General features: G+C 59.1%; 26 protein-coding genes and 1 tRNA gene. 14 read left to right on the top strand and 13 right to left on the bottom strand.

Annotated features, from left to right (window positions below):
* Positions 1–100: 100 nt before the first annotated feature.
* From QMZ29_RS24355 to QMZ29_RS24340, 4 genes are all read left to right on the top strand, one after another.
* Positions 101–1,021, top strand: coding sequence for a Kdo(2)-lipid IV(A) acyltransferase (locus QMZ29_RS24355; protein ID WP_025302397.1), 921 nt, complete (start codon positions 101–103; stop codon positions 1,019–1,021).
* Positions 1,022–1,122: 101 nt separating this feature from the next.
* On the top strand, positions 1,123–1,407 hold the full coding sequence (locus QMZ29_RS24350) for a YciI family protein (protein WP_089180764.1): 285 nt from the start codon (positions 1,123–1,125) through the stop codon (positions 1,405–1,407).
* A 199-nt stretch (positions 1,408–1,606) separates the two neighbouring features.
* Positions 1,607–2,845: a multidrug efflux MFS transporter MdtG gene (gene mdtG, locus QMZ29_RS24345; protein WP_025302395.1), complete on the top strand. Its 1,239-nt coding sequence runs from the start codon at positions 1,607–1,609 to the stop codon at positions 2,843–2,845.
* A 475-nt stretch (positions 2,846–3,320) separates the two neighbouring features.
* Positions 3,321–4,874, top strand: a complete 1,554-nt coding sequence (locus QMZ29_RS24340; RefSeq protein WP_043141745.1) for a peptide MFS transporter — start codon at positions 3,321–3,323, stop codon at positions 4,872–4,874.
* Between the two features lie 49 nt (positions 4,875–4,923).
* Here QMZ29_RS24340 and QMZ29_RS24335 read toward each other — a convergent pair whose 3' ends face one another.
* The 4 genes from QMZ29_RS24335 to QMZ29_RS24320 are packed head-to-tail and all read right to left on the bottom strand — an operon-like array spanning position 4,924 to position 6,485.
* Positions 4,924–5,322, bottom strand: a complete 399-nt coding sequence (locus QMZ29_RS24335) for a VOC family protein (RefSeq protein ID WP_025302393.1) — start codon at positions 5,320–5,322, stop codon at positions 4,924–4,926.
* Positions 5,313–5,741, bottom strand: coding sequence for a YeeE/YedE family protein (locus QMZ29_RS24330; RefSeq protein ID WP_142590507.1), 429 nt, complete (start codon positions 5,739–5,741; stop codon positions 5,313–5,315). The genes QMZ29_RS24335 and QMZ29_RS24330 overlap by 10 nt, the downstream gene beginning before the upstream one ends.
* Before the next feature lie 2 nt (positions 5,742–5,743).
* Complete coding sequence (locus QMZ29_RS24325) at positions 5,744–6,178, bottom strand: YeeE/YedE family protein (RefSeq protein WP_060447409.1); 435 nt, start codon at positions 6,176–6,178, stop codon at positions 5,744–5,746.
* Entirely contained in the window at positions 6,168–6,485 is a 318-nt protein-coding gene (locus QMZ29_RS24320) for an ArsR/SmtB family transcription factor (RefSeq protein WP_033638023.1), read from the bottom strand. Before QMZ29_RS24320 ends, QMZ29_RS24325 begins: the two co-directional genes overlap by 11 nt.
* Positions 6,486–6,621: 136 nt before the next feature.
* Between QMZ29_RS24320 and QMZ29_RS24315 the strand changes: the two genes are divergently transcribed.
* Positions 6,622–7,416, top strand: coding sequence for an AraC family transcriptional regulator (locus QMZ29_RS24315; protein ID WP_261423661.1), 795 nt, complete (start codon positions 6,622–6,624; stop codon positions 7,414–7,416).
* On the opposite strand, the gene leuA is transcribed toward QMZ29_RS24315, so the two are convergent.
* On the bottom strand, positions 7,373–9,055 hold the full coding sequence (gene leuA, locus QMZ29_RS24310; RefSeq protein ID WP_261423662.1) for a 2-isopropylmalate synthase: 1,683 nt from the start codon (positions 9,053–9,055) through the stop codon (positions 7,373–7,375). The genes QMZ29_RS24315 and leuA overlap by 44 nt on opposite strands.
* Positions 9,056–9,265: 210 nt before the next feature.
* Here leuA and QMZ29_RS24305 point away from each other — a divergent pair, with 210 nt between their 5' ends.
* Complete coding sequence (locus tag QMZ29_RS24305) at positions 9,266–9,643, top strand: MysB family protein (protein WP_043141761.1); 378 nt, start codon at positions 9,266–9,268, stop codon at positions 9,641–9,643.
* 33 nt (positions 9,644–9,676) lie between these two features.
* Positions 9,677–10,222, top strand: a complete 546-nt coding sequence (locus QMZ29_RS24300) for a GNAT family N-acetyltransferase (protein ID WP_261423663.1) — start codon at positions 9,677–9,679, stop codon at positions 10,220–10,222.
* A gap of 6 nt (positions 10,223–10,228) precedes the next feature.
* Here QMZ29_RS24300 and QMZ29_RS24295 read toward each other — a convergent pair whose 3' ends face one another.
* From QMZ29_RS24295 to mdoG, 3 genes are all read right to left on the bottom strand, one after another.
* Positions 10,229–10,426, bottom strand: coding sequence for a YceK/YidQ family lipoprotein (locus QMZ29_RS24295; RefSeq protein WP_060433862.1), 198 nt, complete (start codon positions 10,424–10,426; stop codon positions 10,229–10,231).
* A gap of 211 nt (positions 10,427–10,637) precedes the next feature.
* Positions 10,638–13,196, bottom strand: coding sequence for a glucans biosynthesis glucosyltransferase MdoH (gene mdoH / locus QMZ29_RS24290; protein ID WP_084826418.1), 2,559 nt, complete (start codon positions 13,194–13,196; stop codon positions 10,638–10,640).
* Positions 13,189–14,757: a glucans biosynthesis protein MdoG gene (gene mdoG / locus QMZ29_RS24285; protein WP_261423664.1), complete on the bottom strand. Its 1,569-nt coding sequence runs from the start codon at positions 14,755–14,757 to the stop codon at positions 13,189–13,191. Before mdoG ends, mdoH begins: the two co-directional genes overlap by 8 nt.
* Before the next feature lie 259 nt (positions 14,758–15,016).
* Between mdoG and mdoC the strand changes: the two genes are divergently transcribed.
* From mdoC to QMZ29_RS24265, 4 genes are all read left to right on the top strand, one after another.
* The gene (gene mdoC, locus QMZ29_RS24280; protein WP_043141764.1) at positions 15,017–16,147 is read left to right on the top strand and encodes a glucans biosynthesis protein MdoC; all 1,131 of its coding nucleotides are present in this window, start codon (positions 15,017–15,019) and stop codon (positions 16,145–16,147) included.
* 303 nt (positions 16,148–16,450) lie between these two features.
* Entirely contained in the window at positions 16,451–16,675 is a 225-nt protein-coding gene (locus QMZ29_RS24275) for a hypothetical protein (protein ID WP_033633376.1), read from the top strand.
* 281 nt (positions 16,676–16,956) lie between these two features.
* Complete coding sequence (locus tag QMZ29_RS24270; RefSeq protein ID WP_015377414.1) at positions 16,957–18,678, top strand: potassium/proton antiporter; 1,722 nt, start codon at positions 16,957–16,959, stop codon at positions 18,676–18,678.
* A 248-nt stretch (positions 18,679–18,926) separates the two neighbouring features.
* The gene (locus QMZ29_RS24265) at positions 18,927–19,055 is read left to right on the top strand and encodes a hypothetical protein (RefSeq protein ID WP_016928228.1); all 129 of its coding nucleotides are present in this window, start codon (positions 18,927–18,929) and stop codon (positions 19,053–19,055) included.
* A 62-nt stretch (positions 19,056–19,117) separates the two neighbouring features.
* On the opposite strand, the gene QMZ29_RS24260 is transcribed toward QMZ29_RS24265, so the two are convergent.
* The 5 genes from QMZ29_RS24260 to cho all read right to left on the bottom strand — a co-directional run bounded on the left by QMZ29_RS24260 (position 19,118) and on the right by cho (position 21,487).
* Positions 19,118–19,249 carry a hypothetical protein gene (locus QMZ29_RS24260; RefSeq protein ID WP_256376330.1) on the bottom strand — a complete coding sequence of 44 codons (132 nt, stop codon included), beginning with the start codon at positions 19,247–19,249 and terminating at the stop codon, positions 19,118–19,120.
* A 69-nt stretch (positions 19,250–19,318) separates the two neighbouring features.
* The gene (locus QMZ29_RS24255; protein ID WP_043141770.1) at positions 19,319–19,822 is read right to left on the bottom strand and encodes a YlaC family protein; all 504 of its coding nucleotides are present in this window, start codon (positions 19,820–19,822) and stop codon (positions 19,319–19,321) included.
* Between the two features lie 123 nt (positions 19,823–19,945).
* Entirely contained in the window at positions 19,946–20,245 is a 300-nt protein-coding gene (locus QMZ29_RS24250; RefSeq protein WP_025302380.1) for a sigma-S stabilization anti-adapter protein IraP, read from the bottom strand.
* 184 nt (positions 20,246–20,429) lie between these two features.
* A tRNA-OTHER gene (locus QMZ29_RS24245) sits at positions 20,430–20,526 on the bottom strand.
* Positions 20,527–20,638: 112 nt separating this feature from the next.
* The gene (cho, locus tag QMZ29_RS24240; RefSeq protein WP_049208464.1) at positions 20,639–21,487 is read right to left on the bottom strand and encodes an excinuclease Cho; all 849 of its coding nucleotides are present in this window, start codon (positions 21,485–21,487) and stop codon (positions 20,639–20,641) included.
* A 231-nt stretch (positions 21,488–21,718) separates the two neighbouring features.
* Here cho and etsA point away from each other — a divergent pair, with 231 nt between their 5' ends.
* From etsA to etsC, 3 genes are read left to right on the top strand one after another with little or no spacing between them, the layout of a single operon-like run.
* A complete protein-coding gene (gene etsA, locus QMZ29_RS24235; protein ID WP_455677417.1) occupies positions 21,719–22,909 on the top strand; it encodes a macrolide efflux RND transporter periplasmic adaptor subunit EtsA in 1,191 nt (396 codons plus the stop codon).
* A complete protein-coding gene (locus tag QMZ29_RS24230) occupies positions 22,906–24,843 on the top strand; it encodes a MacB family efflux pump subunit (RefSeq protein ID WP_043141772.1) in 1,938 nt (645 codons plus the stop codon). The genes etsA and QMZ29_RS24230 overlap by 4 nt, the downstream gene beginning before the upstream one ends.
* Positions 24,844–24,846: 3 nt before the next feature.
* Positions 24,847–26,214, top strand: coding sequence for a macrolide efflux RND transporter outer membrane subunit EtsC (gene etsC, locus QMZ29_RS24225; protein WP_049208434.1), 1,368 nt, complete (start codon positions 24,847–24,849; stop codon positions 26,212–26,214).
* The last annotated feature ends 250 nt before the right edge of the window (positions 26,215–26,464 follow it).

Here is a 26,464-nt window from a genome sequence, read left to right as displayed (position 1 = left end):
AAACGGCAGAAACGAACCTTGCCGCCGAGCTCACCCGGCTGCCAGACCATGCGATGACTCTGTCATTACACTTAAACAACCGTATTCAAACAGAGAACCCATGACTCAAGTTCCTACTTTCAATCGTTCCTTATTGCATCCGCGCTATTGGCTGACCTGGGTCGGCATCGGCTTGCTGTACCTGCTGGTGTTGCTGCCTTACCCCGTCATCTACTGGCTCGGCACCTCGATTGGGCGATTTTCCATGCGCTTTCTCAAGCGACGCGTCGCTATCGCCCAACGCAACCTCGAGCTCTGTTTTCCCGACATGCCGCAGGCCGAACGCGATGCGCTGGTGGTAAAGAATTTCGAATCGGTCGGCATGGGGCTGTTTGAAACCGGCATGGCGTGGTTCTGGCCCAACTGGCGCATCGAGCGCTGGTTCAAGGTCAGTGGCCTGGAGCACATCCAACAAGCGCGCGACAACCAGCAGGGCGTGTTGCTGATTGGCCTGCACTTTTTGACGCTGGAGCTGGGCGCGCGCATCTTCGGCATTCACAACCCGGGCATCGGCGTTTACCGCCCGCACGACAACAAGCTGATGGACTGGCTGCAAACCTGGGGCCGCATGCGTTCCAACAAATCGATGCTGGACCGCAAAGACATCAAAGGCATGATCCGCGCCCTGAAACAGGGTGATATCATCTGGTATGCGCCGGATCACGACTACGGCCCGCGCAGCAGCGTTTTCGTGCCGCTGTTCGCGGTGGACAAGGCTGCCACCACCACCGGCAGCTACGTGCTGGTGCGGATGGGTAAACCGGCGATCGTTCCGTTCACCCCGCGCCGCCTGCCGGACGGCAAAGGGTATGAGCTGATTATGCAACCGGCGGTGGAAAACTTCCCGCTGGATAACGAACTCGAGGCCGCCGCCTTTATGAACAAAGTGGTGGAGAAAGAGATCCTGATGGCGCCGGACCAATACATGTGGCTGCATCGCCGCTTCAAGACCCGCCCGGAAGGCGAGCCTTCGCTCTACTGATCAAGCCAACCCGCCACCGGCGGGTTTTTTATTGCGCGCCTCTTGAGAATCGACGGCGAGGGTGGGATGGTAAAGCCTTTGCCGCCCACCCTGGAGCCGTTATGTACATTGTCAGCCTGACCTACCATCGCCCGATCGCCGACGTCGACAGCCACCTTGACGGGCACATCGCCTGGCTTAAGAAATATTTTCAGGATGGCACCTTCGTCGCCTCCGGCCGCAAGAATCCCCGCACCGGCGGCGTGATCCTGGCCAAGGGCATTGACCGTGCGCAGTTAGACGCCATCCTGGCCGAAGATCCCTTCAACGCCGTAGCCCACTACGAGGTCACCGACTTTAGCGCCACCACCACCGCCGCCGGTTTCGAGGCGCTGACCGGACTATAAAACGCTGTAAATTCCGCGCGCTAAGCGCGGAATAAGGTTTAAACGTCATTTTTAAAACTTTATTTCATTTTTCGCCCAATCTTTGTCCCCTCGTTTGCCGTCGCCGCGCTTGCGGCGCATACTTACCAGGCTAACTTTCACGTTTTGCCCCTTCATCTTGCCGCTGGCAAAACGCGTCACCTTTCGGCAGTGGACATTTATGGCTTCGGCAGCAGAACCCGTTAACTGGAAACGCAACCTTTTCGTCGCCTGGCTGGGATGTTTTCTCACCGGCGCCGCCTTCAGCCTGGTGATGCCGTTTCTGCCGCTGTACGTAGAGACGCTGGGCGTTACCGGCCATCAGGCGCTCAACATGTGGTCCGGTCTGCTGTTCAGCATCACCTTCCTGTTTTCCGCTATCGCCGCGCCGTTCTGGGGCGCCCTGGCAGACCGACGCGGCCGCAAACTGATGCTGCTGCGTTCAGCGCTCGGTATGGCGATCGTCATGGCGCTGATGGGCATGGCGCAAACGGTCTGGGAGTTTCTCGCGCTGCGTGCGGTGCTGGGGCTGCTCGGCGGGTTCATTCCCAACGCCAACGCGCTGATCGCCACCCAGGTGCCGCGCAACCGCAGCGGCTGGGCGCTCGGCACCCTGTCTACCGGCGGCGTCGGCGGTGCGCTGATAGGCCCATTGATCGGCGGTTTGTTAGCCGATCTGTACGGCCTGCGCCCGGTGTTTTATATCACCGCCGCAGTGTTATTCGTCTGCTTCGTACTGACGCTGCTGTATGTCAAAGAACAATTTACCCCGGTGCAAAAACGCGACATGTTGCACGCAAAACAGGTGTTCGCCTCGCTGAAGAACCCGAAACTGGTGCTCAGCCTGTTTGTGACCACCATGATCATCCAGATCGCCACCGGCTCGATTGCGCCGATCCTGACGCTGTATGTGCGCGATCTGGCCGGCGCCACCCACAATCTGGCGTTTATCAGCGGGCTTATCGCCTCAGTGCCCGGCGTCGCGGCATTGATGAGCGCCCCGCGGCTGGGCAAGCTGGGCGATCGCATTGGCCCGGAGCGCATTCTGGTCTTTATGCTGATCGTCTCGGTGCTGTTGCTGATCCCGATGGCGTTCGTGCAGACGCCGTGGCAGCTCGGGGTACTGCGTTTTCTGCTGGGGGCAGCCGACGGCGCGCTGCTGCCGGCGGTACAGACGTTGTTGATTTACAACTGCACCAATCAGGTGGCCGGCCGTATTTTCAGCTACAACCAGTCGTTCCGCGATGTTGGCAACGTCAGCGGCCCACTGCTCGGCGCCGCAATCTCCGCCGGCTACGGTTTTCGCGCGGTCTTCGCGGTCACCGCGCTGGTGGTGCTGTTCAACGCCGGTTATTCCTGGTGGTGTCTGCGGCGACGGCCGGGCTATAGGCGGGAAGACACGCTGCAGGAAGAGTCATAGCTGCATTTATCGCCACTTTCCGCCGTTGCTCAGATCAACGGCGCGTTTCCCCTACTTTTAATAATGCTTCCTTCAGGCCTGTGAACTTTCGCCCCGCTCAGAACATTCTTATCTCAACATCTTGTTTATCAACAATTAATTAACTTTCAGCGCATAAAACCCGCTGTCAATCATATTCCTGTCATAACCAACAGAAAAACCAGAAAAGGAGATGCTTGTCGACTTTTCGTCTAAAAAATGGGATACAGGTACTAGACAAAACCAACGACCAGTTATCAAATGGTTAAATAATATCACGCCAGATGTGAAGCATCGGCCAAGTGAAGAAAAGGTCAGCACGCTTTCCACGGTTTATCAGCGTTGCAGCCGCGGTGTTTGTCGGGTAATCCGCATTGGGCGGATTGCTTTCATTAAATACACATACATACCACAGTACGGGCTGCAGCCTTGCAGCGCCTTTTATTGGGAAATCGTTATGCAATCCTCTGTCAATAAGTCAGAAAGCCGGACCTTCTTCGGCCATCCCTATCCACTGGGTTCTTTGTTCTTCACCGAAATGTGGGAGCGCTTCTCGTTCTACGGCATCCGTCCGCTGCTGATCCTGTTTATGGCTGCCACCGTGTACGACGGCGGCCTGGGCCTGGCGCGTGAGAACGCGTCGGCGATCGTCGGCATCTTCGCCGGCAGCATGTACCTGGCGGCGCTGCCGGGCGGCTGGCTGGCAGATAACTGGCTCGGCCAACGCAAGGCCGTCTGGTACGGTTCGATCCTGATCGCGCTCGGCCACCTGTCGATCGCCCTGTCCGCAGTGATGGGCACCAACCTGTTCTTCATCGGTCTGATGTTCATCGTGCTCGGTTCAGGCCTGTTCAAGACCTGTATCTCGGTGATGGTCGGCACGCTGTACAAGAAAGGCGATGCGCGTCGCGACGGCGGCTTCTCGCTGTTCTACATGGGCATCAACATCGGTTCGTTCATCGCCCCGCTGATCTCCGGCTGGCTGATTAAGTCACACGGCTGGCACTGGGGCTTCGGCATCGGCGGTATCGGGATGCTGGTAGCGCTGGTGATCTTCCGGGTGTTCGCCGTCCCGGCGATGAAACGCTATGATCGCGAAGTGGGCCTGGACTCCACCTGGAACAGCCCGGTCGCGAAGAAAAAAGGCGTCGGTGCCTGGTTGCTGGCATTGGCGGCCATCCTGGTGGCGGCCATCGTGCTGATCGCTCAGGGCACGATCGTTATCAACCCGGTCGAGGTGGCCAGCGTGCTAGTGTACGTCATCGCCGCCTCGGTCACCCTGTACTTCATCTATCTGTTCGCCTTTGCCGGCCTGAGCCGCAAAGAGCGCGCACGCCTGCTGGTGTGCTTCATCCTGCTGATCTCCGCCGCGTTCTTCTGGTCAGCGTTTGAACAGAAACCGACCTCGTTTAACCTGTTCGCCAACGATTACACCAATCGCATGATCGGCGACTTCGAGATCCCGGCGGTGTGGTTCCAGTCGATCAACGCCCTGTTCATCATCCTGCTGGCACCGGTCTTCAGCTGGGCCTGGCCTGCGCTGGCGCGCAATAACGTGCGTCCGAGCAGCATCACCAAGTTCGTGATCGGCATCCTGTGCGCCGCCGGCGGTTTTGGCCTGATGATGTTGGCCGCGCAGAATGTGCTGAGCAACGGCGGCGCCGGCGTATCGCCGATGTGGCTGGTAGGCAGTATCCTGATGCTGACGCTGGGTGAGCTGTGCCTGAGCCCGATCGGGCTGGCCACCATGACGCTGCTGGCGCCGGAGAGAATGCGCGGTCAGATGATGGGGCTGTGGTTCTGCGCCAGCGCGTTGGGCAACCTGGCGGCCGGTCTGATCGGCGGTCACGTCAAGGCCGACCAACTGGATATGCTGCCGAATCTGTTCGCTCGCTGCTCCATCGCGCTGCTGATCTGCGCCGCCGTGCTTATTGTGCTGATCGTGCCGATTCGCCGCATGCTGGAAAATACCCAGTCCAAGAGCGCGCAAAAACCGGCGACCAACGTCTGACGGATACCCCGTTTTATCTCGCAAACCGGCGCTCGATGCGCCGGTTTTTTTATGCCTGCCAAGCCTGATGTTGCAATACCACCCGATAGCCATCAGGATCTTCAAAAGTTTGCCCCGCCCGATCCCAATAGGGATTATAGGCGGCGACCGATAAGAACCCTGCCGCCTGCATCCGCTCACACGCGGCCCGCCATTCGTTCTCATCCGGCAGATAAAATACCAGCAGATGATCCTGCGTCGGCGCCTGCCCGACCCGCACCCCACGATGCTGCGTGAACTCCAGATGGTAGGCATGCTGCGGATGCCCAATCATCATGCCGTCAAACCCCTGATGATCGACAAACTCACCCAGCTTTTCGAAACCCAGCCCGCGGCAATACAGCGTAGCAATCTCTTGCAACCGATCGGTCGGGCGCGCGATGCGCAACACCGCTTTGGCTATCGACACGTACTCCTCCTCCTCATGATAACGTCATACAGCGCCATACCCGCCAGCATCGCCAGCAGGAACGGCCATACCCGGCTTATCTCCGCCCCGGCCAACACCCAGGCTGGACCGGGGCAAATACCCGCGATACCCCACCCGATGCCGAACAGTGCGCTGCCCGCCAGCAAACGACGATCCAGACGCCCGGCGGCCGGGATCTGCAGCGTTTCCCCCAACAGGCTACGCTCGCGTCGCCTCGCCCACAGGAAGGCCGGCGCCGCCACCGCGATCGCACCCGCCATCACCAACGCCAGCGAGGGATCCCACGCGCCGGTAACGTCGAGAAACGCCAACACTTTGGCCGGATTGGCCATGCCGGCGACGATCAGCCCCAGACCGAAAATGATGCCGCTCAGCAGCGCCAACAGCGTTTTAAGCATTCTCAACCTCCCGCCAGGTGGCGCATCAACCACACGGTCATAAAGCCCAGCAGCATAAACACCGCCGTGGCGGCCAGCGAACGCGGCGCCAACCGTGCGACGCCGCACACGCCGTGCCCGCTGGTACAACCGCTGCCCAATCGAGTGCCCAATCCCACCAACAGCCCTGCGGCCGCCAGCCCGCCGTTGCCGATCGCGATCTCACCGGACGGCAAAGTCGCAGCGGCAGCATACAGCCAAGGCGAGAGCAGCAACCCGCCAATAAATGCGGCGCGCCAGCCCCGCTCCCAGCCAGCGGCACTCAAGACACCGCCGGTAATGCCGCTGATGCCAGCGATCCGGCCGTTGAACAGCAGCAGCAGCGCCACCGCGCCGCCGATAATAGCCCCTCCCGCCAGCGCGGAATAAGGCGTGAAGTGTGGCCAGTCAATGGTCATCGCGGTTCTCCGGTTGCGGGCAATAAAGTTGATACAGGGTGTGGAGCAGCGCCAACGCTTTAGCATCGGCTACCGCATAGTAAATCTGCTTGCCGGCGCGCCGGGTGGACACCAACCCTTCCTCCCGCAGTACGCCAAGCTGCTGGGACAGCGTCGGCTGGCGGATATCCAGCGCCTGCGCCAGCTCGCTCACCGCCATCTCGCCCTGACTGAGCCGGCACAGCAGCAGCAGCCGATCTTCGTTGCCCAGAGTGCGCAGCATCGCGCCGGCCTGCGCCGCCGCCTTGCGCATCGCGTCAATATCCATTGCCCCTCCATCAATATATAAAATTATATAATATCATTTTATAAACTATTTTGCCGTACCACGCCACAGACTGGTGTGAAACAGCGCCGCATGGCATCCTGTCATTTCCCCTTTTGCCGTGCGGAGACTGCTTACAATGCTGTTGTTTCACGACGTTCTGCCGCCCGATCAGCCCATCCGGCCGTTGGCCAAGGATTATCGCCACGGGGACAGCGAGCCGGATCACTACCATAACTGCGCGCAGCTGATTCACAGCCTGAGCGGCGTGGTGCAGGTCACCACCCGGCTCGGCAGTTGGGTGGTGCCACCCGGCCGTGGCGTCTGGGTACCGGCGAAAATGGTGCACAGCCTGCGCATCACCGGCCAGGTGGCGGCCAGGACGCTGTTTGTCGATCCGTTGGCGCGCGCCGATCTGCCGGCCCAATGCCAGGTGGTGCAGATTTCGCCGCTGCTGCGCGAGTTGATTATCTGTGCGATGGAGATTGCGCCCGGCTATCCCAGCGGCGGGCGCGATGAGCGCGTGATGGAACTGATCCTGGATGAGTTGCGAATGCTGCCGAGTCTGCCGCTGCACTTGCCCGAACCGCGTGAGGCCTCACTGCTTGCCCTGTGCCGCCATATTCAGACTACGCTGGTACAACCCTGGACACTGGAACAGGCGGCCGCTCAGCTCAGCGTCAGTGGACGCACCCTGTCGCGGCGCTTCCAGCGAGAAACCGGGCTGCATTTTAGTGATTGGGTGCGACGCGCCCGTTTGTTGGCGGCGTTGAACGCGCTGGCGACAGGCCGCTCGGTGTTGGAAGTGGCGCTGGATCTCGGCTATGACAGCCCCAGCGCGTTCAGCGCCATGTTCCGCCGGTTATTGGGGGTCGCGCCCAGCGACTATTTCAGCCGAGCCGTGCCGACGACAGATAGCGCCCGGCAACGTTGAACAGCGCCTGCAGCGAGGCGCTGGCGGAGTCAACGTCGATGCCAACGCCGTAGCTCGCCTCACCGTGCGGCAGCGCACAGCGGATATAGGCCACCGCTCGACTGTCGCTCTGATGCCCCAACGTGTGCTCGTGGTAATCCTCGATCGCCAACGGCAAGCCGAAGCGTTGGCGCAGCGCATCCACCGCGCTGGAAAGCAGGCCGTTGCCAGCGCCCTGCAACCGCAGTGGCTCTCCCTCGCAGGCAACTCGCGCGTTGAAACTGTAGGCCTCTACCCCGTGACTTTCCGTCTGGTAGCTCAACAGCTGCAAGCACGGCTGCTCCACCAGCCCGTAAGTGTCGCGGAATAAGCGCCACAGCTGCGCGACGCTCATTTCCTTACCGCTGCCGTCGGTCGCCCGCTGGACCACCTGGCTGAAATCAATCTGCAAACCGCGCGGCAACGCCAGCCCATGGTTCTGCTCCAACAGCCAGGCGGCGCCGCTTTTGCCGGACTGGCTGTTAACCCGGATCACCGCCTCATAGCTGCAGCCGACATCGGCGGGATCGAGCGGCAGGTAAGGCACCTGCCACCAGCCATCTTGTCGCTGGCGTTGCGCGGCGAAACCTTTCTTGATCGCATCCTGATGCGAACCGGAGAAGGCGGTAAACACCAATTCGCCGGCATAAGGATGGCGAGGATGCACCGGCAGCTGATTGCACTGTTCCACCACTTCCACCACCTGTTTCAGGCGGCTGAAGTCCAGGCCCGGCGCCACGCCCTGGGTATAAAGATTCAACGCCAGCGTAACCAGATCGACGTTACCGGTACGCTCTCCGTTGCCGAACAGGCAGCCTTCGACCCGATCGGCGCCGGCCAACAGCGCCAGCTCCGCGCAGGCCACGCCGGTACCGCGATCGTTATGCGGATGCACGCTGATCGCCACATCGGCGCGACGGCTGAAATGGCGGCAGAACCATTCAATCTGATCGGCATACACGTTGGGTGTACTCACTTCCACCGTCGCCGGCAGGTTGATAATCATCGGCCGCTGCGGCCCCGGTTGCCACACCTCCGCCACCGCTTCGCAGATCTCCAGCGCGAACTCTAATTCCGTAAAACAAAAGGTTTCCGGCGAATACTCGAAGCACCAGGCGGTATCGGGCTGAGCCTCACAATGCCGGCGAATGCGCCGCGCGCCGTTCACCGCCAGCGCCACGGTAGCGGCCTTATCCTGGCGGAACACGATGTCGCGAAACATCGGCGCCGTGGCGTTGTACAGATGCACGATAGCCCGTGGCGCACCCTGCAGCGCCTCGAAGGTACGATCGATCAGATCGTCGCGCGACTGCGTCAGCACCTGAATCGTGACGTCGTGCGGGATCAGTTGCTCGTCGATCAGCGTGCGCACAAAATCGAAATCCGTTTGCGACGCCGAAGGGAAAGCCACCTCAATCTCTTTGAAACCGCACTGCAACAACAATTGATAGAATTCGCGCTTGCGCGCGTTATCCATCGGCTCCGCCAGCGCCTGGTTGCCGTCGCGCAGATCGCTGGAGCACCAGCGCGGCGCCTGCCGCAGCGTGCGCGCAGGCCACTGGCGATCCGGTAACGTAACCGGCGGGAACGGTCGGTATTTGCTTGAAGGGTCGATTAACATGGGCTTCTCCTGATGCCTGAGTGAACGATACCGTCATTATTTCCCGTCTCCGCGCCCGCTTCTCCCGCTTTGCGGACAACCGTCGTCGCAGAGCGGACAACAAAAAAATTTGCATCCTGCGCCAGTGAGACAACAATTAGTTTTGACGTTTTTCCCCACCGCGCCGGCAGCACGCCGGACGCTTTATTCTCATTGTCAACGGAGGCGAACATGAGCCTGTATGCAACCCTGGAAGAAGCCATCGAGGCCGCACGCGAAGAGTTTCTCGACACCGCCGAAGGCGGCAGCGGTGACGAACCGCCGGTGCCGCAGCAGTTCAATCTGCAAAAGTACGTGATGCAGGATGGCGACACGATGTGGCAGGCGGAGTTCTTCGAAGAAGAGGGTGAAGCGGTGGAATGCCTGACGCTGCGCAGCGGTGCGGCGGCACAGGCGATCTTCGACGGGGACTACGACGAGGTGGAAATCACCGCCGAGTGGATAGACGAAAATACCCTGTATGAATGGGAAGAAGGCGACTTCCAGCTCGAACCGCCGCTGGATACCGAAGAAGGCCAGGCCGCGGCCGATGAGTGGGATGAACGTTAACCCGCACCACATTTTTATCGCCAAGGAGGCAACATGATTATCCGCCGGGCCCGCTCTACCGACTACCCCGCCATTTTGCAGCTGCAGGGGGAAAACGTGCCGGAAGCGCTCGACGAGCGCCAAAAACGGCAGGGATTTATCGTATCGCGCATGAATGAGGCGCAGCTGACGGCGATCAACCGCGGCATCGGCATACTAGTGGCCGAACAGGAGAACCAACTGGCAGGGTTCGTTTGCCTGATGCCTGCCGACGTGCAACCGCGGCCGCCGGTGGTGGATGCGATGCTGGCGACGCTCGCCACGCAGTCCTTCGCCGGGCGGGCGCTGAGTGAGCAGCGGGTGTTTCTCTACGGCCCGGTTTGCCTCGACGCCGCCTGGCGCGGCAAAGACGTGCTGAAACGCCTCTACGCCGCCGTCAAAGCGCACACCAGTCATGACTACGACGTGGGCGCGCTGTTTATCGACGACGACAATCCGCATTCGTTGGCCGCTCACGTGCAAGGGTTGGGCATGACGGCGCTGGCACCTTTCCACTGTGGGCAGAAAGGCTATCAGCTGGTGGTGTTCGCCACCCGCTGAGCAGGTTTATTCATAGGGGCCGTGCTGCGCATCGAACGGCAGCATAAAGGTGTCCACCACCATCGACAACGGCACATCTATCACCGTGACGTAACGCCAGGGCGTATCGCGCAAATCCCACTGCACGCCGGGATAGTACTGGTGGCCATGCCCCGCGCCGGGCATGGTGCGGCTGATGATGCTGCCGCAACCGGTTAGGGCCATCACGCCGGCCGCCACGCAGGCCAGCCGAAGGTAGGAAGAGAGCTTCACGACATTGACTCTGAGCAAAGGGTTGTTTCGCGAGTGAACAACGCATCGGCCGCAGTCTACCACAGTTCCCTTTCTCCACCGGTACCGGCGCGCGTAAGCAAAAGGTAAAAAAAACGGGGAATGCGCCATGCGCATTCCCCGTCTGAGCGTTACCGTTCAGCGATTAACGTCGGCCCGTTGGGTGCGCCAGCGGGTTGTGCGGCAACTGCTGATAGTGCTCACGCCAGGCAGCGCCTTCCGGCAACAGCCAGACGCGCTGGTGCAGACGAGCCAGCGTGACCGGATCGCTCAGCAGCTCCAGACGTTTGCCCTTCACCAGTTTCTCCGGCCCCAGCTGCAGCGCTTCGTTCACCCGCTCCTCGCGGTTGCGATCGAGGGTAGCGCGCAAATGGTGACGCGCCGTCGCCAACGCCGTCGCCAGCGCGTTGAAGGATGGGTTGACCACCGCATGCATAAAGCCGTTGGTCAGCGCGCGGTTGCGGTTGAGATGCAGATATTCTTCCGTCGCCAGCAACTCGCGCGGCGGGTTGTACTCTTCCGGGATCAGGAACAGCTTGGCGCGTTTGCTCTTCATGCCCAGCGTCGCGCGGCTCGACAGCACCGACACGAACGGCGACAGGATCAGCGAGAACACGATCGGCGCCAACCACCACAGGAAGCGCAGATCCAGCCACGCCATGCCGCCGGCCCACACCAGGCCCAACAACATCTGCGAACCATGGCGGCGGAACGCTTCGCCCCAAGGCGTATCGTCATCGTCACGCTGCGGCGAATTCCACACCACTTCCCAACCGAGGAAGGCGCTCACCACGAACACGGTATGGAACAGCATGCGCACCGGCGCCAGCAGCACCGAGAACAGCATTTCCATCAGCATCGAAATGAACAGACGGAACGCCCCGCCGTACTCTTTCGCACCCTTGGCCCAGATCAGCACGATGCTGAGCAGCTTCGGCAGGAACAGCAGCACCAGCGTGGTGGAGAACAGCGCTATCGCCAGCTCGGGCCGCCACTGCGGCCAAACCGGGAACAGCTGCCGCGGCTGCAGGAAGTATTGCGGTTCCATCAGGGTATGCACCACCTGCAATGCGGTGGAGAGCGCCAGGAACATGAACCACAGCGGCGCCGACAGGTAGGACATCACGCCGGTCAGGAACACCGCACGGTGCACCGGGTGCATGCCTTTCACCAGGAACAGGCGGAAGTTCATCAGGTTGCCGTGGCACCAGCGGCGGTCGCGTTTCAGCTCGTCCAGCAGGTTTGGCGGCAGCTCTTCATAACTGCCCGGCAGATCGTAAGCGATCCACACGCCCCAGCCGGCGCGGCGCATCAGCGCCGCTTCAACGAAGTCGTGCGACAAGATTGAACCAGCGAAGGAGCCCTCGCCCGGCAACGGCGCCAGCGCACAGTGCTCGATAAACGGCTTCACGCGGATGATGGCGTTATGGCCCCAGTAATGTGACTCACCCAGCTGCCAGAAATGCAGGCCGGCGGTAAACAGCGGCCCATAAACCCGGGTAGCGAACTGCTGCACGCGCGCATACAGGGTATCCATGCCGGACGCCTTCGGCGCGGACTGGATGATGCCGGCGTTCGGGTTGGCTTCCATCAGACGCACCAGCCCGGTGAGGCATTCGCCGCTCATCACGCTGTCGGCGTCCAGGATCACCATGTAGCTGTACTCGCCGCCCCAACGACGGCAGAAGTCGTCGATGTTGCCGCTTTTGCGTTTTACGCGGCGACGGCGGCGGCGATAGAAGATGCGGCCGTGGCCGTCGACATCGCGGCACAGCTCCATCCACGCCTTTTGCTCCGCCACGCAGATGTCCGGATCGTAGCTGTCGCTCAGCACGTAGATATCGAAGTGCTCCAGCTGACCGGTGGCGGCGACGGACTCATAGGTCGCACGCAGGCCGGCGAACACACGTTCGACGTCTTCGTTACAGATCGGCATGATCAGCGCGGTACGGTGCGCCGGGTTGATCGGCTCATCGCCCTTGATGGTGGAGGAAATACTGTATTTGTCTTTGCCGATCAGCAGCTGCAGGAAGCCCATCAGCGCGGTCCAGAAACCGGCCGAGACCCAGCAGAACAGTACGGCGAACAGGATCAGAATGCCGGTTTGCAGCACATAAGGCAGCAGCTGCAGCACCGACTGCATCAGATCCTGATCCAGCATGGCGATAGGATCGATCAGCGCCCAGCCCTGATAAGGCAAGATGGTTTTCATATACCAGGTGGCGATGCCGGTCTGCACCAGCATCAGCACCAGCAGCACATAGCGGCGCATGGAACCGACAACGCGCCAGCGGTTCTCGGCCTCGGCCTCCTCTTTGGTGGCGTGCCGATTGTGCGGCGAACGCCCCAGCAGAGAATCCCAGAAGCGCGCCACCGGGTTGGTACGCCAGGCTTCCGGGAACATGGTGGTTCGTTTGATCGGCGGCGTCGCCTTCAGAATAGCGCGCCCTTCGGCGTCGGTATCGAAGTCGTCATCGCTGACCGCATCCGGCCAGGCGCTTTCGATGCGCGGTTTGACCGAGGCCAACGCCACGTCATCCGCCGACAGGCTGTTGACGTTGGCGTCGGCGGCGCCCATCTGCCGATGAAGCGCCTCCAGTGCCTGAGCGTCATCCGCCGTGTGAGGGTTGAGCGCCTCCGACCGCTCGGCGGTCAGAGGCAGCGCCGCAAGATAATCCTGGGCGGGTTGAGTAGGCTTATTCATTGGCAGGTAGCTGATAGCTCCAGGTTTCCGACAGAGTCTTATCGCCATTGACCAGCGCCGCGCGCATTTCTACCGGCTTCTTGTCGTCTTTCACTTTCAGACGCACCGTCAGGCGCCAGCCTTTGGTCACTGGGTTATAGCGGACGTTGTTTTCTACCATTTCACCGTTGTCGCCGATGCTGATCTGAGAAGCGACCGGGGTGTTGGCGTCCAGCCCTTTCAGCACCGGGCCGACGAAGTCGACCAGGAAGGCCACGCTGCCGTCAGGCTCGCGAATCAGGTTGGACTGCTTCACGTCACCGGTCGAACGCATGGTCCGCGCCACATAGGCGATGTCTTGCGAATGCAGTTTGTCTTCATCGCGGGTGAAGTTCAGACGGTAGCTCAGCGTCAGCGGCTTTTTGGCTTCCGGCAGCGTATCCGGCGTCCAGAACGCGACGATGTTGTCGTTGGTTTCATCCGCCGTCGGGATCTCCACCAGCTCGACCTTGCCTTTGCCCCAGTCGCCCTTCGGTTCGATCCAGGCGCTCGGGCGCAGATCGTAACGATCGTCCAGATCTTCGTAATCCTTGAAGTTGCGGCCGCGCTGCAGCAGACCGAAGCCTTTAGGATTCTCAACGGTATAGGTGCTGACGGACAGGTGTTTAGGATTGTTCAGCGGACGCCAGATCCACTCGCCGTTGCCGGCATGGATAGACAGACCGTTGGAATCGTGCAACGCCGGGCGGTAGTTCAGCGTCGGTGACGGCTGGTTCGGCCCGAACAGGTACATGCTGGTCAGCGGCGCCAGCCCCAGTTTACCCACCTTGTCGCGCAGGAACACTTTAGACTCGACGTCCACGGTGGTGTCGCGGCCCGGGATCACCGTGAAGCGGTAAGCGCCGGTGGCACGCGGGGAATCCAGCAGCGCGTAGATCACCAGGTGCTTGTCGCCCTGCTTCGGACGTTCAACCCAGAATTCGCGAAAACGCGGGAACTCTTCGCCGGACGGCAAAGCGGTGTCGATAGCCAGGCCGCGAGCGGAAAGCCCGTAAACCTGCCCTTTACCCACCACGCGGAAATAGCTCGCGCCCAGCAGGCTCATGATCTCATCGTTTTTGTCGGCGCTGTTGATCGGATAAAGCACCTTGAAGCCGGCAAAACCGAGATTTTTCACCGATTCAGGGTCGTGTTTGACCGAACCGAAGTTGAAGTAATCTGGGCTGTACTTGATCTGTTTTACGCTGGTGGAGGTGACTTCGTTGATTTTCACCGGCGTATCGAAGTACATCCCCTGATGATAAAACTCAAGCTTGAAAGGGGTTTTCAGCTTGCTCCAATAGGCTTTATCGTGATTGAACTGAATCTGCTGATAGTCTGCGAACTTCATCTCGCGGAACTGAGAAGGAAGGTTGCTCTTCGGGGCTTCGAAACCTTTCGCCGCCAGATCCTGCGCCTGCTTGGCGACATCATCAATAGAAAAGGCCCATGCCGACGAACTGAACAGCGTGAACAATACGGTAGCACCTAACCAACGAACGCTCGCGGCGCGTGGTTGTCCGGATAATATATTAACTAGCACATCCCCCCCTATTCGTGTGCTCAAATCATTTAAATCCATATTAATGGATTACTCAGCTTTCCGACAACATGATAAATGGATGGTTCATGTTTACGGCTCATTGTTTAAGCAGCTGATGGAACACCAGCGTAGCAAGCCGCGCAACAAGACGCTATGGAAAAATGCGGGGGGCTATAGTAGGGTTCCGGATAACAATTTAACGTTTGACGACTTATTAAGCGTGTTAATGAACTCTCGATTAAATCACCAGCGGTAATCTATGACTAAAGGCAGCAAACAGCGCGAGTTTTTCCTCGATTCGATCCGAGCCTATTTGATGTTGCTCGGCATTCCGTTTCACCTCTCCCTGATTTATTCCAGCCACGCCTGGGCGGTGAACAGCGCGTCGCCCTCCTTCTCGCTCACGGTGCTGAACGACTTCATCCACGCTTTCCGCATGCAGGTGTTCTTCGTGATCTCCGGCTACTTCTCCTACATGCTCTACGAGCGCTACGAGCGCCATCAGTGGTTGAAGGTCAGGCTGGAGCGGGTGGCGATCCCGCTGTTGAGCTCCATCCCGCTAATTACGGTGCCGCAATTTTTCATGCTGAAATATTTCACCGATAAATTAAACGGCTGGGACGAGTTTTCTCTCTATCAGAAAATAAATGTAACAGTTTGGGAATTGGTGTCTCATCTGTGGTTCTTATTGACCCTGTCATTGTTGACCTTCGCCTGCTTTTATCTGTTCCGCAAAATCAAGCGTCAAACCCGCGATCCTATTCCACCGTTAATAAACAGAATGCGTGGATTAGGAAATGTCTCACTGTGTTTCTTTATTTATGCGGTATGCTATTCGGCCGCGCACCGTATTATTTTAATTTTCGCGCCGCAGCTATTATCCAATGGCCTGTTCAATTTCGTGGTGATGGAGACGATGTTCTACCTGCCGTTCTTCATCCTCGGCGCCTATGCGTTTAAGTATGTGTGGCTTAAAGAGATTTTTCTGCGTCGTTCGCCGCTGGCGCTGCTCGGCTCGCTGCTGCTGTTTATCGCATATATGCTGAACCAGAAACTGTTGGCGCACAGCAGCTATATGTTCGAGCTGGAAGTGGTGATCAAAACCCTAATGGGGATCCTGATGACCAATGTGGTGTTCTCTTTCGGGCATAACCTGCTGAATTATCACTCGCCGCGCATCACCTATCTGGTCAACGCCTCGCTGTTTATATATCTGGTGCACCACCCGTTGACCCTGATATATGGCGCTTTCGTGACGCCGTATATCGGCAATAACCTGTTGGGATTTTTGCTGGGCCTGCTGTTTGTGTTCTCGCTGGCCTTCGCGTTATATGAGCTGCACAAGCGCATTCCGGTGCTGCGTTTCCTGTTCTCCGGCAAGCCGCAATAACCTTGTCCCCTGTAAACCTGACCGTTCGCAGGGGTTTTCTGTCATATTAACGCCGCGCAGAAAGCCTATACTGGTCGTTTGCATACAGAGCACACATTGCTCAGCCTGGCGTCGCCCGTTAGGGCACAGTGATACGGCAGCATAGATTACCTAGTCGTTATAACTGCAATGCATAAGTAAAAATCCATATCCCTGCCTTACGGTAGTGATTGGGCTCGACACCCCCGAAGGGCTGCGCGATCGTTTAATTCATTCGATGGCGTTAGCTGCATCTCCCTTCCGTCACGACAGAGAGGATTTTGAATGACCGATAAGAACACCCCGGCTCAGGAAGCCGTAGCGGAAAACGCTACCCTGCTGAAGATCCTCGGCAGGCTGCTGTCCGCGCTGGACGCCTCAATCAGCGGCAAAGAACGCAGCGTTTTGGTCGCTGAGCTCTCCAACTTTAATCTCGACGGCATTTCTGAAGCGGAAAGCAAGCTGGCCACCGAGCTGATCAAACGGGCGCTGGAATCGCTCGACCACTAACCCTACCGCGCCTGCAAACCATTAAGCCTGCCTGCGCGGGCTTAATGGTTTTTCCTCCGAGCAGCTCGATCATTGTTGCCACAGCAAAAATACAGCAGCCTGATAATGTTGGATAAAAGGCAGAATTTCCCCTCTTCTCCTCACTTTCTTAGTTTAATCGTACCAAAGGGCAATAATTGATCGATTGTTTTCACAATCAGCCTTGGCGTTTTACCCACTAAACACGTTATCATCGGCACACGCGCAGTGCCCCCTATCCCCAGCCTCAGGAGAGCGAAATTTTGGATGCCAGCACCATTAACAGCTTGTTCGTCATCGGTGCCGTGCTGGTGGGGGCAAGCATTCTGCTCAGCTCATTTTCTTCCCGACTCGGCATTCCGATCCTGGTGATCTTCCTGGCGATCGGCATGCTGGCCGGCGTCGACGGCCCCGGCGGCATCGTCTTCAGCAATTACCCGGTCGCTTATCTGGTCAGTAACCTCGCGTTGGCGGTGATCCTGCTCGACGGCGGCATGCGCACCCGGGTCAGTTCGTTCCGCGTGGCACTGTGGCCAGCACTGTCTCTCGCCACCGTCGGCGTGGTGATCACCGCCGGCCTAACCGGCATGGCCGCCGCCTGGCTGTTCAACCTCGATCTGCTGCAGGGCTTGCTGATCGGTGCCATCATCGGTTCCACCGACGCCGCCGCAGTCTTCTCGTTGCTGGGCGGCAAAGGGTTGAACGAACGCGTCAGCGCTACGCTGGAGATCGAATCCGGCAGCAACGATCCGATGGCGGTATTTCTCACCATCACGCTGATTGCGATGATCGCCGCCGGGGAAACCGCGCTAAGCTGGACCTTCCCGCTGCATCTGATGCAGCAGTTCGGCATGGGCATCGTCTTCGGTCTCGGCGGCGGCTGGCTGCTGCTGACGCTGATCAACCACATCAAGCTGGCGGACGGTCTCTACCCGCTGCTGGCGGTGAGCGGCGGCATTCTTATTTTCGCGCTGACTACCGCGCTGGACGGCAGCGGCATTCTGGCGGTGTACCTGTGCGGTCTGCTGCTGGGCAACCGTCCAATCCGCAACCGTCACGGCATCGTGCAAACCTTCGATGGCCTGGCCTGGCTCAGCCAGATCGGCATGTTCCTGGTGCTCGGTCTGCTGCTCAACCCGCATGAGCTGCTGCCGATCGCCATCCCTGCCCTGCTGCTGTCGCTGTGGATGATCCTGTTCGCGCGCCCGCTGTCGGTGTTTATCGGTTTGCTGCCGTTCCGCAGCTTTACCCTGCGCGAACGCGGCTTTATTTCCTGGGTTGGCCTGCGCGGCGCGGTGCCGGTGATCCTGGCGGTGTTCCCGATGATGGCCGGGCTGCCCAACGCCCAACTGTTCTTTAACGTGGCGTTCTTCGTGGTGCTGGTTTCCCTGCTACTGCAAGGCACCACGCTGTCATTCGCCGCCAAAAAGGCCAAGGTGATCGTGCCGCCGGCGCTGACGCCGATCTCCCGCGTTGGGCTGGACGTACACCCGGAAAACCAGTGGGAACAATTCGTTTATCAGCTTTCGGCGGAAAACTGGTGCGTCGGTGCTGCGCTGCGTGAACTGAAAATGCCGCCTAATACCCGCATCGCCGCCCTGTTCCGCGGCAAAGAGCTGTTGCACCCTAGCGGCAGTACCCGGCTGCGCGAGAACGATATTTTGTGCGTCATCGGCCATGAGCACGACCTGCCGATCCTCGGCAAGCTCTTTAGCCAGGCACCGGCAGTGACGCTCGACGAGCGCTTCTTCGGCGACTTTATCCTGCAATCCGACGCCCGTTTGAGCGACATCTCACAGGTTTATGGCCTCAACCTGCAAGACGACGTGGACGAGCAGCAGACGCTGGGGCAGTTCGTCATTCAGCTGATCGGCGGCGAACCGGTGATCGGCGACCAGGTGGAGTGGGACGGCCTGACCTGGACCATTGCAGAAATGGACGGCAATCAAGTCAGCAAGATAGGCGTCAGGATCGTGACCGACTGACGCTGCCGCACAGCGGCGCTATCAGATGAGGGAACTTCTGGCCTTAAGAACGTTCTTAATCACTATCACGATGTATGCGATTCGGCGCCGCTGAATTATATCCCTTTGATATAAAAACTTAACAGCGGCGCCCACAGGGATTAAGGGTGTGAACGGCAAGACTCGATTTCTTTCGGTGATGATGCTCATGGCGCTGGGTGTAGCGGCAGCCGATCTCAGCATCGCCGGTTTGGTCCATAGACTTTTAATTGGATAATTTTAACGTGACGCAGCAGGAACAAGAAAAAGACATTCTGGGGAAAATACTGGTGACGGTGTCCGCGCTTTGCCTGATTCTGGTGGCGGCGTTCCTGATCTGGGGATTCGTGCTGGATTGATGCCACGCGACGCTCAGACATAAAAAAAACCGCCGTGGCGGTTTTTTTTATGGGTCAGGCGATCAGATCTTGCAACCTTCGCAGTCCGCTTCGTCTTCGAGGATTTCAGGGACCTCTTTTACCTTCTGCGCCGCTTTTTCTTCGGCTTTCGCCAGTTCGGCATCGATATCAAAATCGAAAATATCATCACTCATCGCTTGGTCCTTATTCTGCTTCATGTTCAAACGCTGAGTATAATCGACAAGCCGCCGGCCGGAAACCTTTCAGTTTGCCGCCGCCAGCTGCGGTGGCTCATCCTGCGGCTTTTTTCCGTATGCCATATCGTACACGTCGTAGAAGTCGATTTCGCCCTTGTTGCCGATGATGACTCGCATCTTCTGTTTCAGCGCGGCGCCGATGGAGGGCTCATCCAGCAATTGCTGCACCGCATAAGGCGACAGCGCGCGGGTGAAGTACCATTCGCCATTGTAGCAAACCCGCAGATCCAGCACCCCGATGTCCTCGAAACGGTACACCGGCCGGATCTCGATCAGCAGCATGGCGAACATGAACAGCACGAAGGCGGTGAAGCCCAGGAAGGCATACACCCCCATGTACGGCACCTGATACATCACGGCGATCACCGCAAAGTAGCCGGCGAACATGGCAAGGCACAAATAGCGGTGAGTACGGGCGAATTCGCTGTTGAAGCGCGGCTTGCCGTCACGCCCTTCGCGCCGATTGATCTGTTCAATCTCTTTAACCAAGATGCTTTTAATCGCGTCCATCGTTACAACCTTATGCTGGAAACAGCATTGCCATCAAATCTCACTGCTAAAAGTAACACAAGTACAGTTTTGCCGGGTAGATCAGTTAGCCAACTTAATGACGGCAACTGTTATAGTTTGGCTTCAGCGCGGCTGAGCGGCCTTGCCTTGCGCAAACATGAACATGCGCTGGGCCACATCGTCAGCCTGTTTGATTTTCTGCTTTTGCGGTTCGTTGCTGCGCTGAATGGCGCGGGCGTAGGCGATTTCATGGGCCTGATCGATCATCGCGATGATCCGATCACGTTCGGTCTTCTCCATATTGCCTAACATGGTGGTGATAATCGCCTGATAAGCGTTGGACGCGGCGGTCAGCGCTTTCTCTCTCGCCTCGAGGGCGGCGACGCGTTGCAAGAGTTCCTGCAGTTGATCGGAGTGAGACATATCGACCTCCTGTTGCCAGGCAGCAAGCCTGCCTGATTACAGTTTAGCAAAGGATCGAAAGAGAAAGAGGAAGGAAAGCCAGCGGTTACGGTAAAGCACACCCGAAAATCCCAACGAGGAGCCGATAGTGCAAATCAACCCGGGTGCGCTTTACGGTAAGCGCGATGAGACGAAGGAAGAAAGCTGGCGCGCTATGCAGGACTCGAACCCGCGTCTATCAATTTTCAAGCCAAAACAAGCCATTATAAAACCAATCACTCTGCCAACTGAGTTAATAGCGCGTTCCTTCGCTTCGGGGCGCCATTATCCATAACAACATTATGGATTCAAGCTTTTTTAGCATAATGCCCTGACTTTACGGATAAATCTTAGGTTATCACCAGCATGATGGCCTTACGGCAGCTCAATAATCGGGTAATCGCCAGCGATGAGCGGCTTGCACAAAATCTTGTAGCCATCGCTGTCGAAATGGCTGGCCGCGCTCTGTAGCCGCTCCGCCTGCGCCAGATCGCCGACCGAGCCCAGATAAAACCAATTGTGGATCACATGGTACTGACGCAGCGTCTCGCCCTGCTCCTCCAGCGCCACGCGCCCGGCGAACGGCCAACAGGCGATGCGTAACTGCTCAAGCGCCGCGCCGAGCCGCAGCGCATGCTCCTGCGCCGACTCCACGCCACAGCAGGCGCCCGCGCACTTGCGCAGGCTGTAGCGGAAACAGGCTCGCCCTGCCGGCAGCTTGTCGATCCCCAGCTTGCCGTAACATAAACGATGCTCGTCGGCGATGGCGCGCAGCTTTTCCAGCGCGGCGTGGCGATTGGCAAACAGCCCGTAGAGGTGGGGCGTGACGGCGAAGTCGATCTCTTTGGCGTGAGCAATCGTCACCGCATCTGCCTGCAAGCGCAGCGCGCACAGCTGTTTCGAACGCCGCAGACGTTTGTTGAACAGCGGCTGTTGCTGTTTGATCAATTGCGCCTCCAGCAGCAATGCCCCCAACTCGCCTGCGGTCTCGATAAAGCTGATGCGCCGGGTTTGGCGCAGCATTTTAGCCTCGTCCTGCGCGCGGAAGTGCGCCATCACCCGGCTGCGTATATTGACGCTTTTACCGATGTAAAGCGGCAGGCTCTCGCTTTGACCGTGAAACACATACACACCCGGCCCTTTGGGCAACGGCGCCAGGCAGGCGCGCAGGTGCTCCGGGTATTGGTAAATGTCGAGTTCTGGCTCGAGGCGGTTTGGCATCATGGCGGTGGTGTTATCCTGCTGATGAATGAATACTGGTTTTTTACCCAGTATAACGCCCAACGCAGCCGGTTGCACACGTGGTGGATAATAACTCGCCGTGATCTTTAGCGGGAAAGCCTTTACTATCCCCTTTCCAGCGGGAAAGCGCCTCACGTTTAGCGCCAGTTCAAGCTGGCGCTGCCATGATGGCAGACTAGAACCGCCGCTTTTATCGTTATGGAAAACCTGGGTATGTCATCACTGAAACTCCCCTCCCGCCGTCTGGCGTTGATCGCCGCCATCGTTTTCATCGCCGTCGCCGTCGCGCTGGCCATTTTTTGGCAACGCCCGCCTCAGCAGGATTACGTTACCGCGCCGGCCCGCCTGGGCGATATCGAAAACGCCGTGCTGGCCACCGGGCGGCTGGATGCCATCGAACGCGTCAACGTCGGCGCCCGCGTCTCCGGCGAAGTCAAATCGCTGAAGGTCAAGCTGGGCGATCGCGTCACTAAAGGGCAACCGATCGCCGACATCGACGATCTGCAACAGCGCAACGATCTGCGCAACGCCGAGGCAGCGCTGAACGTAGTCAAAGCCAATATGTTAGCCAAACAGGCCTTGCTGAAACAGGCGGAGTCGCGTTTTAAACGCCAGCGCCGCATGCTGAACGACGAAGCCAGTTCGCGGGAAGACTTCGAGACCGCCGAAGCCTCGCTCGCCACCACTCGCGCCGATCTGCAGGCGCTCAATGCGCAGTTGGTGCAATCGCAGATCGAAGTCGAAAAGAAAAAAATCGATCTGGGCTATACCCGCGTGGTTGCGCCGATGGACGGCATTGTTATCGCCGTGGTCACGCAGCAGGGACAAACGGTCAACTCCAGCCAAAGTGCACCGACCATCGTCAAGCTGGCGCGGCTGGATATGATGACCATCAAGGCGCAGATCTCCGAAGCCGACATCACCCGCATTTCGCCGGGACAAAAGGCGTACTTCACTATTTTCTCCGATCCGGATAAGCGGTACGACGCCACGCTACGCACCATCGAGCTGGCACCGGAATCGGTGATGAAAGACGACTCGCTCGCCGGGACCAGCTCTGCTTCCGGCTCCGGCACCTCGAACGCCTCGGTCTATTACAACGCGCTGCTGGACGTGCCCAACCCGGAAAACCGCCTGCGCATCGCCATGACCGCGCAGGTGTCCTTGCTGCTCGGCGACGCGAAGAACACCCTACTGGTGCCGATCCAGGCGGTGCATAAAATCGATGGCCAAGAGCAGCAGGTGCAGGTGCTGACCCAAGACCAGCGGCTGGAAACGCGCAAAGTGACCACCGGCATCACCAACAACGTCGACATTCAGATCCTCAGCGGCCTGAAAGCCGGTGAAACCGTGGTGCTGTCGCAGCCCGCCGCCAAATCGGCTGAGGATGGCATCTTCCTGTGAACGCGATCATCGAACTAAAAGGCATCAGCCGAACCTACACCAACGGCGGCCAGGCGCTGACGGTATTGAAAGACATCGATCTGACCATCGCCGCCGGCGAGCTGGTGGCGATCATCGGCGCCTCCGGTTCCGGCAAATCGACGCTGATGAACATCATGGGCTGCCTCGACGTGCCGGATCGCGGCGATTACTACATCAGCGGCCAGAACGCCGCCCACCTGTCGCCGGACGAACTGGCCCGCCTGCGCCGCGAGCATATCGGCTTTATTTTCCAGCGTTACCACCTGATGCCCGATCTCAGCGCGCTGGGCAATGTCGAAATCCCGGCTATCTACGCCAACGCCCGGCGCGATCAGCGGCGGCAGCGGGCGGCGCAATTGCTGGCGCGGTTGGGGCTTGAGGGACGCGAAGACCACAAACCCGGCCAGCTTTCCGGCGGCCAGCAGCAGCGCGTCAGCATCGCCCGTTCGCTGATCAACGGCGGTGAGATCATCCTGGCGGACGAACCGACCGGCGCGCTGGACACCCAATCCGGCCAGGAAGTGCTGGCGATCCTGAGCGAACTGAATCAGCGCGGCCACACCGTGGTGATCGTCACCCACGATATGAAAGTGGCGCAACATGCGCAGCGCGTCATCGAACTGCAAGATGGCAAGATCATCGCTGACAGTGGCCGCAAGTCGGCGCCCGGCGCATCGCTGCCGCCGCCGAACCGCAGCCGGCAAAGCGGCTGGCAACGCCTGATCGACCGCACTCGCGAATCGCTGCACATGGCGTTGAAGGCGATGAACGCTCATCGTCTGCGCACCGCGCTGACCATGACCGGCATCATCTTCGGCATCGCCGCCGTGGTCACGGTAGTGGCGCTGGGCGAAGGCGCCAAACAGCGCACGCTGGAAAACCTCAAAGATCTCGGCACGAATGTGGTAAGCATCTATCCGGGCCGCGATTTCTTCGACGACGCCATCGACAGCATCCGCACCCTGGTGCCGGCCGATGCCGACGCGCTGGCACAGCAAAGCTTCGTCGACAGCGTCAGCCCGGAAGTAGACGCCTCCGACAGCATCCGTTTTCGCAGCAAGTCCGCCACTGCCTCGATCACCGGCGTCGGGCGCGACTATTTCCGCGTTAACGGCGTCGAGCTGTTACAAGGCGTGACTTTCCGCGACGATCGTAATGCGCTGCAGGAAGTGATCATCGACGACAATGCGCGCCAGGCGCTATTCGGCGATTTCGGCGTCGAGCCGCTCGGCCAGATCGTGTTTCTCGGCTCGGTGCCGGCCCGGGTGATCGGTGTGGCTAAAAGCAATCGCAATTACGCGCCCAATCGCATCACTGTATGGATGCCCTACAGCACTGTCATGTATCGCATGGTAGGCAAACCGACGCTTAGCGGCATCACCGTTCGCCTAAAGGACAATGTCGCCAGCGAATCGGCCGTCACCGCTATCACACAGCTGTTGACCCAGCGCCACGGCGTAAAAGATTTCCGTTTGTACAACTTCGATAAAATCCGAAAGTCCATCGAACGCACGTCAATGACTTTTAGCCTGCTGATCCTGATGGTGGCATCAATCGCGCTGGTGATCGGCAGCCTGGGGGTGATGAACATCATGCTGGTCTCGGTGACCGAACGCACCCACGAAATCGGCGTGCGCATGGCGGTCGGCGCGCGGCGCAGCGACATCATGCAACAGTTCATGATAGAGGCGGTGCTGGTCTGTCTGATCGGCGGCGCATTGGGCATCGCGCTGTCGTTCGCCGCCGGGTCGCTGTTCACCTCGCTGGCGGGCGGTATGTTCACCGCCATCTATTCCTGGCAAGCTGCCGCGACGGCGTTTTTCTGTTCAACTTTAATCGGCATGATCTTCGGTTATCTCCCCGCCCGTAAAGCGGCAAGGATGGATCCGGTCGTTTCATTGGCCAGCGAGTAACCCATGAAAATTTTATCTCCCCTGGCGCTAAGCCTCGTCGCCTTGCTCACCGCCGGCTGCGGCAACGCCCTGAAAAGCGACTACCGGGCGCCGCAGGTCAACTATCCGACGAGCTGGCAGCACGACGCCCACAACGCCGCGCCCACGCCGTTCGACTGGCGCGATTTCCACGATCCTGAGCTCGATCGCTGGCTGCAACAGGTGATGGCGAGCAATAACGATCTGGCCGCCGCCGTACTGCGCGTTTACCGCGCGCAGCTCGAGGCGGAACGCGTCGGCATCAGCACCGCGCCCGGCATCAGCGCCTCATTAGGCAGCGGTATCAATCGCCCGCTGTCCGAGTCCTCCGCGTGGAATAAAACCAGCAACGCGTCGCTCACCACCAGCTATGAAGTCGATCTGTGGGGCAAGCTGGCGCGCCAGCGCGACGCCGCCGAGTGGAGCAACCAGGCTTCCGTGCAGGATCTGCAGGCGGCGCGCCTGAAACTGTTGGCCGACGCCGCCACCAACTACTGGCGCATCGGTTTTCTCAATCAACAAATCAGCGTCAGCCAGGCGAGCATCGCCTATGCCAAAACGACGCTGCGGCTGGCCAACGCCCGTTATCAGGCCGGCAGCATCTCGGCGCTGGACGTAGTGAACGCGGAACAAAACTTGCTGGCGCAGGAACGCAGCCTGCTGGCGTTACAACACGATCGTCAACAGGCGCTGAACGAGCAGGCGGTGCTGCTGGGCGCGCCATCAGGCCAGGCCACCATCGCGCCCGTGCGCCTGCCGACGACGGCGATGCCGCAGATCAACACCGGCATTCCCGCTAGCGTCCTGAGCCGTCGCCCGGATCTCAGCGCTCAAGAGCTGCGGTTGCGCGCCGCCCTGGCCAACGTCGATGAAAAACGTCTGCAATACTATCCTGCGTTCAGCCTGACCGGTTCACTGGGCGCCAGCAGCGGCGCGCTGCTGGAATTCCTGCGCAACCCGACGGGCAGCCTCGGCGCCGGCCTGACGCTGCCGTTCCTGCAGTGGCGGCAAATGGGCGTGGAGATCAAGATCGCCCGCAACGATTATGAACAGCAAGTTCTGGCCTTCAAGCAGGCGCTGTACAAAGCGATGGGCGATGTGAACAACGCGCTGTCACTGCGCACGCAGCTGCTGGCGCAGGAGACGCAGTTGCGCGCCTCATTAGCGTTGGCGCGTAAATCGGAACGGCTGAACGAGGTGCGTTACCGACAGGGCGCCGTCACCATTACCGACTGGCTGAATGCTCAGGAACAACGCCGTCAGGCGGAACTGTCGGTGGATGAAAACCGCTTCGCGCAGTACCAGAATCTGGCGAAAATCTATCTCGAATTCGGCGGTTCATCGGTACCTTAATCCAAACTGCCTGGCCAGTGGGTCAGGCGTTTTTTTGACGGCAAACACATCAATTTTTCCTGTTTTATCTCCCGTACTCTCTATACTTAAAACATGACCAATTAGACGAAAAATCGTCAAATCGCACATTTATTAGACCATTCTCGCACCAAATCGGTGCAAACACTTAAGTTAAACTGCTGGATTTGATCGCCGCAAGATATAACGTTAAGCTATAGATGCAAAATAATTAGTCACCTAAATGACATAA

The organism is Serratia sp. PF-27 (assembly GCF_030053255.1).
Taxonomy (GTDB): Bacteria; Pseudomonadota; Gammaproteobacteria; order Enterobacterales; family Enterobacteriaceae; genus Serratia; species Serratia bockelmannii.
Note: the sequence above shows the minus strand (reverse complement) of the source record. Positions and strands in the feature narration are given on the sequence as shown.

Coding starts and splice junctions, on each gene's coding strand:
- mdoH (WP_084826418.1), bottom strand. CDS start 13,196: ATGAATAAGCCTACTCAACCCGCCCAGGATTATCTTGCGGCGCTGCCT.
- QMZ29_RS24260 (WP_256376330.1), bottom strand. CDS start 19,249: ATGAGTGATGATATTTTCGATTTTGATATCGATGCCGAACTGGCGAAA.
- QMZ29_RS24325 (WP_060447409.1), bottom strand. CDS start 6,178: ATGACCATTGACTGGCCACACTTCACGCCTTATTCCGCGCTGGCGGGA.
- QMZ29_RS24340 (WP_043141745.1), top strand. CDS start 3,321: ATGCAATCCTCTGTCAATAAGTCAGAAAGCCGGACCTTCTTCGGCCAT.
- QMZ29_RS24300 (WP_261423663.1), top strand. CDS start 9,677: ATGATTATCCGCCGGGCCCGCTCTACCGACTACCCCGCCATTTTGCAG.
- QMZ29_RS24305 (WP_043141761.1), top strand. CDS start 9,266: ATGAGCCTGTATGCAACCCTGGAAGAAGCCATCGAGGCCGCACGCGAA.
- QMZ29_RS24330 (WP_142590507.1), bottom strand. CDS start 5,741: ATGCTTAAAACGCTGTTGGCGCTGCTGAGCGGCATCATTTTCGGTCTG.
- etsA (WP_455677417.1), top strand. CDS start 21,719: ATGTCATCACTGAAACTCCCCTCCCGCCGTCTGGCGTTGATCGCCGCC.
- QMZ29_RS24250 (WP_025302380.1), bottom strand. CDS start 20,245: ATGTCTCACTCCGATCAACTGCAGGAACTCTTGCAACGCGTCGCCGCC.
- cho (WP_049208464.1), bottom strand. CDS start 21,487: ATGATGCCAAACCGCCTCGAGCCAGAACTCGACATTTACCAATACCCG.
- QMZ29_RS24275 (WP_033633376.1), top strand. CDS start 16,451: ATGACCGATAAGAACACCCCGGCTCAGGAAGCCGTAGCGGAAAACGCT.
- etsC (WP_049208434.1), top strand. CDS start 24,847: ATGAAAATTTTATCTCCCCTGGCGCTAAGCCTCGTCGCCTTGCTCACC.
- QMZ29_RS24320 (WP_033638023.1), bottom strand. CDS start 6,485: ATGGATATTGACGCGATGCGCAAGGCGGCGGCGCAGGCCGGCGCGATG.
- QMZ29_RS24255 (WP_043141770.1), bottom strand. CDS start 19,822: ATGGACGCGATTAAAAGCATCTTGGTTAAAGAGATTGAACAGATCAAT.
- QMZ29_RS24295 (WP_060433862.1), bottom strand. CDS start 10,426: ATGGCCCTAACCGGTTGCGGCAGCATCATCAGCCGCACCATGCCCGGC.
- mdoC (WP_043141764.1), top strand. CDS start 15,017: ATGACTAAAGGCAGCAAACAGCGCGAGTTTTTCCTCGATTCGATCCGA.
- leuA (WP_261423662.1), bottom strand. CDS start 9,055: ATGTTAATCGACCCTTCAAGCAAATACCGACCGTTCCCGCCGGTTACG.
- QMZ29_RS24355 (WP_025302397.1), top strand. CDS start 101: ATGACTCAAGTTCCTACTTTCAATCGTTCCTTATTGCATCCGCGCTAT.
- QMZ29_RS24315 (WP_261423661.1), top strand. CDS start 6,622: ATGCTGTTGTTTCACGACGTTCTGCCGCCCGATCAGCCCATCCGGCCG.
- mdtG (WP_025302395.1), top strand. CDS start 1,607: ATGGCTTCGGCAGCAGAACCCGTTAACTGGAAACGCAACCTTTTCGTC.
- QMZ29_RS24350 (WP_089180764.1), top strand. CDS start 1,123: ATGTACATTGTCAGCCTGACCTACCATCGCCCGATCGCCGACGTCGAC.